The 5,764-nt window shown below is 59.6% G+C and carries 11 protein-coding genes; 7 read left to right on the top strand and 4 right to left on the bottom strand.

Translation table 11 applies throughout. The features are described from left to right. Positions 1-57 precede the first annotated feature (57 nt). The 7 genes from VD811_13845 to VD811_13815 are packed head-to-tail and all read left to right on the top strand — an operon-like array spanning position 58 to position 2,846. Positions 58-159 carry a thioredoxin family protein gene (locus VD811_13845; protein ID HXV22065.1) on the top strand — a complete coding sequence of 34 codons (102 nt, stop codon included), beginning with the start codon at positions 58-60 and terminating at the stop codon, positions 157-159. Then, positions 156-536, top strand: a complete 381-nt coding sequence (locus tag VD811_13840) for a thioredoxin family protein (GenBank protein ID HXV22064.1) — start codon at positions 156-158, stop codon at positions 534-536. Before VD811_13845 ends, VD811_13840 begins: the two co-directional genes overlap by 4 nt. Further along, positions 533-1,219, top strand: a complete 687-nt coding sequence (locus VD811_13835; protein ID HXV22063.1) for a cytochrome c biogenesis CcdA family protein — start codon at positions 533-535, stop codon at positions 1,217-1,219. The genes VD811_13840 and VD811_13835 overlap by 4 nt, the downstream gene beginning before the upstream one ends. A gap of 32 nt (positions 1,220-1,251) precedes the next feature. Continuing rightward, the gene (locus VD811_13830; GenBank protein ID HXV22062.1) at positions 1,252-1,746 is read left to right on the top strand and encodes a rhodanese-like domain-containing protein; all 495 of its coding nucleotides are present in this window, start codon (positions 1,252-1,254) and stop codon (positions 1,744-1,746) included. 19 nt (positions 1,747-1,765) lie between these two features. Further along, positions 1,766-2,125, top strand: a complete 360-nt coding sequence (locus tag VD811_13825; GenBank protein HXV22061.1) for a hypothetical protein — start codon at positions 1,766-1,768, stop codon at positions 2,123-2,125. Positions 2,126-2,133: 8 nt separating this feature from the next. Further along, complete coding sequence (locus VD811_13820) at positions 2,134-2,547, top strand: nitrophenyl compound nitroreductase subunit ArsF family protein (GenBank protein ID HXV22060.1); 414 nt, start codon at positions 2,134-2,136, stop codon at positions 2,545-2,547. 20 nt (positions 2,548-2,567) lie between these two features. Beyond that, on the top strand, positions 2,568-2,846 hold the full coding sequence (locus VD811_13815) for a ferredoxin family protein (protein ID HXV22059.1): 279 nt from the start codon (positions 2,568-2,570) through the stop codon (positions 2,844-2,846). A gap of 420 nt (positions 2,847-3,266) precedes the next feature. Here the strand turns inward: VD811_13815 and VD811_13810 are convergent, their stop codons facing one another. The 4 genes from VD811_13810 to VD811_13795 form a co-directional block, all read right to left on the bottom strand. After that, entirely contained in the window at positions 3,267-4,067 is an 801-nt protein-coding gene (locus VD811_13810; protein HXV22058.1) for an arsenite methyltransferase, read from the bottom strand. Between the two features lie 90 nt (positions 4,068-4,157). After that, positions 4,158-4,706, bottom strand: coding sequence for an RNA polymerase sigma factor SigZ (gene sigZ / locus VD811_13805; GenBank protein HXV22057.1), 549 nt, complete (start codon positions 4,704-4,706; stop codon positions 4,158-4,160). Between the two features lie 394 nt (positions 4,707-5,100). Beyond that, positions 5,101-5,553 carry an NUDIX hydrolase gene (locus VD811_13800; GenBank protein HXV22056.1) on the bottom strand — a complete coding sequence of 151 codons (453 nt, stop codon included), beginning with the start codon at positions 5,551-5,553 and terminating at the stop codon, positions 5,101-5,103. A gap of 29 nt (positions 5,554-5,582) precedes the next feature. Next, on the bottom strand, positions 5,583-5,764 hold a 182-nt coding region (locus tag VD811_13795; GenBank protein HXV22055.1), incomplete at its 5' end, for an MscL family protein.

The following is a 5,764-nucleotide window of genomic DNA, read 5'->3' as shown; positions in this document are numbered from 1 at the left end:
CTCGCCCAGGCTGGCAGGGAGGCTGAGGTGGTCAAGGTGCAGGACATCCCGTCCATCATGAAGTACGGGGTGATGAGCACCCCGGCGCTGGTGATCGACGGCGTGGTCAAGGTCTCCGGCAAGGCTCCCTCGGCGGAAGAGATTCGGGGGTGGCTGTGAAGCGGTCGCTCGTTCTTCTCACCCTGCTGCTGAGCACCACCGTCGCCTGGGCGGAACTTCCCTCTGCGACCTCTGCCGATGTCGACCGTGCACTGGCGGCTGGCAAGCCGGCCGTCATCGACCTGGGGGCCCGCACCTGCATCCCATGCAAGAAGATGGCGCCGATCCTGGAGGAGTTGGCCGGCACCTATCGCGGCCGGGCAAACGTTCTCTTCATCGACGTGCGGGAGGACCAGTCGGCGGCCAAGCGCTTCGCCATCCAGATGATCCCGACGCAGGTCTTCTTCGACGGCAGAGGCAAGGAAGTGAAGAGGCACGTCGGCTTCATGGACAAGGCGGAGATCATCAAGGAACTACAAGCCTTGGGGGTAAAGTGAGCTGGCTCGACAACATCGAACAGATCATCGCCGTCTACCCCCTCGTCGCCTTCGGCGCCGTCTTTCTGGCCGGGGTGATCTCCTCGGCCTCCCCCTGCGTGCTGGCCACCATCCCGCTGGTGGTCGGTTTCGTCGGTGGCTACGCCGAGGGGGACCGGTGGAAGGCGTTTCACTACTCCCTCGCCTTCATCCTCGGCCTGTCGCTGACCTTCACCGCCTTCGGCGCGGCGGCGGGGCTGCTCGGGACGATGTTTGGCACCCTGGGGGGGTGGTGGTACGTGGCCGCTGGCGCGGTCGCTGTGGCGATGGGGCTGCAGATGGCCGGTCTGTACGAAATCCGCCTCCCCATCCGGCGCGAGTTCAAGCCGAAGCGGGGCGGCCTCGTCGGCGCATTCTTGCTCGGGCTTTTCTTCGGCGTGGTCTCCTCTCCTTGCGCCACCCCAGTGCTGGTGGTGATCCTCACCTACGTCGCCAGCCAAAGGGAGGTGCTCTACGGCGTCGCCCTCCTTTTCGTCTACGCCCTGGGGCACTGCCTTCTAATGCTCGCCGCCGGCACCTTCACCGGGTTCATCGAAGCGTTCGTCAAGGCCCAAGGAGTGGTCAGCTTCTCCACTTGGGCGAAACGTATCAGCGGTGTGGTTGTCACGGTGGTGGGTGTCTGGTTCATCTGGCAGGCGTTCTGAGACAAATATCCGGTTTGTGACCAGGAGGAACGATGATGAAGTATCTGCTGGTAGTCAGTCTGACCCTGATTCCGCTGCTGGCCGCGCCCGCTCCCGGCCGTGCGCAGGAAGAGTCCTTCGACACCTTCCTGAGCCGGTTCGATTACGAGATGCGCGAGGAGATGAAGATTGACAGCAAGGGGCTCATCCCGTTGCTCCTCTCCGGCAAGGCGGTGCTGGTCGATATCCGTTTCAACGAAGAGGTCGCCGCCTGGCGCATGGGGTTCGGCCTGGCCATCCCTCTGAACGAGCTGCCCAAAAGGCTGCAGGAACTGCCGAAGGACAAGCTTATCGTGACCGCCTGTCCGCACAAGGACCGTTCGGCCATCGCCATGGCCTATTTGCGGTCGAAGGGATTCGAGGCCAGGTACCTCACCGACGGCCTGCTCGGCCTGGCGGAGTCTCTGCGCGGCGACCGGGCACGTGACTTTGCCGAGGAGACGGGTATGCTTGACAATAAACTACCTTTGGCAAACCCCTCTCACTAAACGCAAGGAGGAACGAGCCATGAGCAAAAAAGGGTTCATTCTCTGCGTCTGCCAGGGAACCTGCCCCAGTTTCACCAAAATGGACATCTTCGGCGTCCTCTCCGACGTGCGGCGGGAGAAACTATTCGACTACGTCTGCCTGCACCCGCAACTCTGCGTTGGTGACGGCGAGGAGTTTTTGAAGGTGCTGCTTTCGGGGGGTGAAACGGAAAAGCTTTACGTCGCCGCCTGCGACCCGCAGATGCAGTGCAAGATGTTCCGCGACGCCTTCGAGGCAGTCGGGTTCGACAAATCCCACCACCTTCCCCTCGATATCCGCAACAAGACGACCGACGAGGCGGTGGCGGCGATCAAGGAACTGGCGGCCAAAAATCCGTGAGCATGGCGATGACTCCGGCGTATCGCACATGGCGGATACTCGGAGCCGCCGTCGTTTGCTTTCTGCTGCTGATCGCCGAGGCCGCCGCAGAGGTCAGGGTCTACTATTTTCACAGCACGGCGCGCTGCGCCGAGTGCCTGCAGATCGAGCAGATGACCGGGGAGATCCTGCAGGAAAACTTTCCCCGGGAGTTGGCAGGCGGGCAACTGGCCTGGCACCCCACCAACGCCGACCTGCCGGAGAACTCTCATTTCGTTTTCGCTTATGACCTGTCCGCCAACGAACTGGTGGTGGTGCGAGACCCCGCGGATCGAACAGCCTGGAACAAGCTGCCCGAGGTCTGGACCCTTGCGCACGATCCCGGAAAGTTCCTCACGGAACTGGTCAAAATGGTCAGGCAGGCGCTGGCGAAGGCCGACTGAACGGTCTCAAGGAGGTCCCCATGAGCGACTGGCGCAACATCCCCCGCGAGAAAATCCCCTGGTATCCGACCATTGACGCGGATATGTGCATCGGCTGCCGCACCTGCGTTGAGTTCTGCAAGAACGGAGTGCTTGAATTCGACGAGCAGGAGCATAAAGCCCGGGTGCGCAGCCCATTCAACTGCGTCGTCGAGTGCAGTACCTGCGGCCGGCTCTGCCCGGTGAGCGCCATCTCTTTTCCCGAGCAGCAGGGTTTTGCCGATACCATTCGCCGACTTCTTGAGGAACATCGGCGGTAGTCTTTCGCTTGGGGTTTTTTATTCTTGGTCGCCCTTATATAGCCTGAGCGATTCAGTATTCTTTCCTCACTGTTGCACTTCGCCCAGTCTGGTTTGTCATCGACCGATCGCCATTCTGCAATCCATTTTCATGCCCGGCGTAATAGTCTCATAAGCTGCATCAATGAAATCGGCCGGCGTTTGCAGCTTGGCGAGGGCTGTTTCTTAAATTCTCTGCATTACGAAAAAAGCCATCCCTACCAGCGGTCGGAATGGCTTCTGAAATGATGTCGTAGTTGGTAAAGAAAGTTCAGGCAATCTAACTGCCCCTGCCGGTCGCGGCTCATGTAAAGGAATCTGTTTGTCAGATTCTGTGTTGTGAACAATCGGCGCCAACGGCTGCAACGCTCAGTGCTGCAGTTCAGTGGCGCCGGCATGGCATTAGATTGCGGGTTTGATAGCCTCAATGGTGGCCGATGCCAGATAGTCCGCGACATCGGTCCCCGGCGCCCAATCGCGGATAAATGCACTGCTCTCATCATTGGTGGCAACGCGAATCCTGGTGAACCCGCTCGCCCTCAGCATTGTTTCGATCTCCGACACCAGGGAAGCTCCGGCCATGCAGCCCGTATAAAGTGCCATGTCTCGACGGATCTGCTCCGGCAACTCGGCGAGGGCAACGACATCTGAAATGGCCAGGCGTCCCCCGGGCTTCAGGACCCGATACGCATCGGCGAAAACATGAGCCTTGTCTGGAGACAGATTGATGACGCAGTTCGAGATGATGACATCCACCGTCCCGTCCGCCACTGGCAGATGTTCAATCTCGCCAAGGCGAAATTCGACGTTCCGGTAACCGCCTTTTTCTGCATTGGCGCGTGCCTTGGCAATCATCTCGGGAGTCATGTCGACACCAATGACTAGGCCCGCATCGCCCACCTGCCGTGCCGCCAGGAGACAATCGAATCCGCCGCCGCTGCCAAGATCGAGAACAACCTCTCCCGGTTTCAGCGCGGCGATCGCCTGGGGATTGCCGCAACCCAACCCCAGGTTGGCTCCCTGGGGCACCATGTCGACATCCTCGGCGGTATAGCCAAGTTTCTGGGACAATGCCTGCGCGTCAGCGGCGAGGATGTCGCAGCATGCCGGACCACAACCGCAGCCGACTCCGTCGCCCTCGGCCAACCGGCCGTAACGTTGGCGAACGGCCTGGCGGATCGCATCGCTTTTTAAAAGTTCCATACATTTCTCCTGTCGTTCAAGGTTGCGACGCTCGTGACGTCTTACCTCTATAGACGGCGCGCCGACAGAAAAGACGCAAACTTTTTCATTTCAGTCACAACTGCCGCCACAAGTTTTGTCGCGGCGCTCGTAGCCGATGATGACGCCTGATCGTCCGGTTTCGATGTCGCAGCAGTCGAGCAGGCGCTGCCGCAATTTTTCCCGGCCCCGTTGAACGCGGGATTTTGCACCGGAGAGAGAAATGCCGAGCCGCCTGGCGACCTCTTTCTGCGGCATTCCCTCCAGCTCCGAGAGGACCAGGGCGGTTTTGTAAGTCTCCGGCAAATCGGCGATGAGGGGCTGCAGGCAGGGAGCCAATTCTGCAACATAGTCGGGTTCCGGCTCGGGTGCCGCAAGTTCCGCCGGGAGCTCATCCCAGGGTTTCTCCGAACGGTAGTGGTCGGCAATGGCATTTGCCGCGATACGGAACAGCCACGCCGTGACGCTTCCGGGGGTTTTGACTGAATGCAGGCTGGTATGGGCCTTGAGAAACACATCCTGGAGGATGTCGTCGACGGCGTCGTTCCCGCGCACTCTTCTGGCGATGTAGCGGCGTAATCGGATCTTGTGCTCCTGCCAGAAATCTATCGTCGGTTCCATGAGTCAACTTCCTGCGTAAAAATCCAGCTCCTGGTCCGAGCCTTTCAGTGAACCTTCTCACTGCTGACACGTGGGCCGGTTATCTAGCCGGAAAAGTGGTAACGATCTGCTCTATTTCATAATCAGAGTCGAAAATTAGCCTAATTGTCAACACTCCAACTGGCCTTGGGTCCGGAATCGGTTTACTGTTGCCTGAATGTCCAACATGTCATCCTGGTTTCCTAGCGGCTACCCGACGGCCAAGTTGCCTACGATTCCTACAAACCCTGATTTTTCGGAGTTTGGTGTCAGCCCCATTGAATCAGTTTGAAGCAAGAATGCACGGACGATTTGCAATCGAAACAGGTGGCGGCTTTGAGATCGGAATTCCTAGATGATTTCATCAGGAAACGAATCAAGCTAAATAGGCTTCCACCTCAAGCTGGTAGGGTTTTGGCGCGTAGGCACGGTAGAGAATGCGGCCGTCGAAGTCGAGGAGGGTCTGCAGGCGGTCACTATTGACCGGGTGGGTCACCTTCAACAGCGCTTCTTCGGAAGTGAACCAGCCGAGCTCAGGGCACTCTTCGCTGCTGGTGAGCTTGCCTTGCCGCCAGGTGGCGAGGAAATTCAGGATCAGTGCGGCCGGCGGCGTGAGCTTGGACCAGACGGCGGCCAGCGGTCCCACTTCCACCGTCACTCCCGTCTCTTCCAGCACTTCGCGGCGGGCGGCCGCCAGCAGGTCTTCGCCTTCTTCGACCCGCCCCTGGGGAATTTCCCAGCCGCGTCTGTGGTGGCGGACCAACAGGACCTGGCCCGCATCATTGCGGACCAGGCAGCCGACGACCAGGACATGTTTGGATTGGTCCACGGTTCCTCAATGCCGCAGAATCGAGACGCTCAGCCGGCTTCGGCTGTGCGCTGCTTCAGCAGCCGGTTCATGAACTTGATGACTACGAAGACGCTCAGGGCGATGATCAGGAATTCGATGACGGTGTTGAGGAATGCGCCGTATTTGATGGCCACGGCCGGCAGGGTTTGGCCCGCCGCCGAGGTCGAAGCCTCCTTGAGTACCACCTGCA

The sequence above is a fragment of the Desulfuromonadales bacterium genome (genome assembly GCA_035620395.1).
Lineage (GTDB): Bacteria > Desulfobacterota > Desulfuromonadia > Desulfuromonadales > DASPGW01 > DASPGW01.
This window is presented reverse-complemented; position numbering and strand designations above follow the sequence as displayed.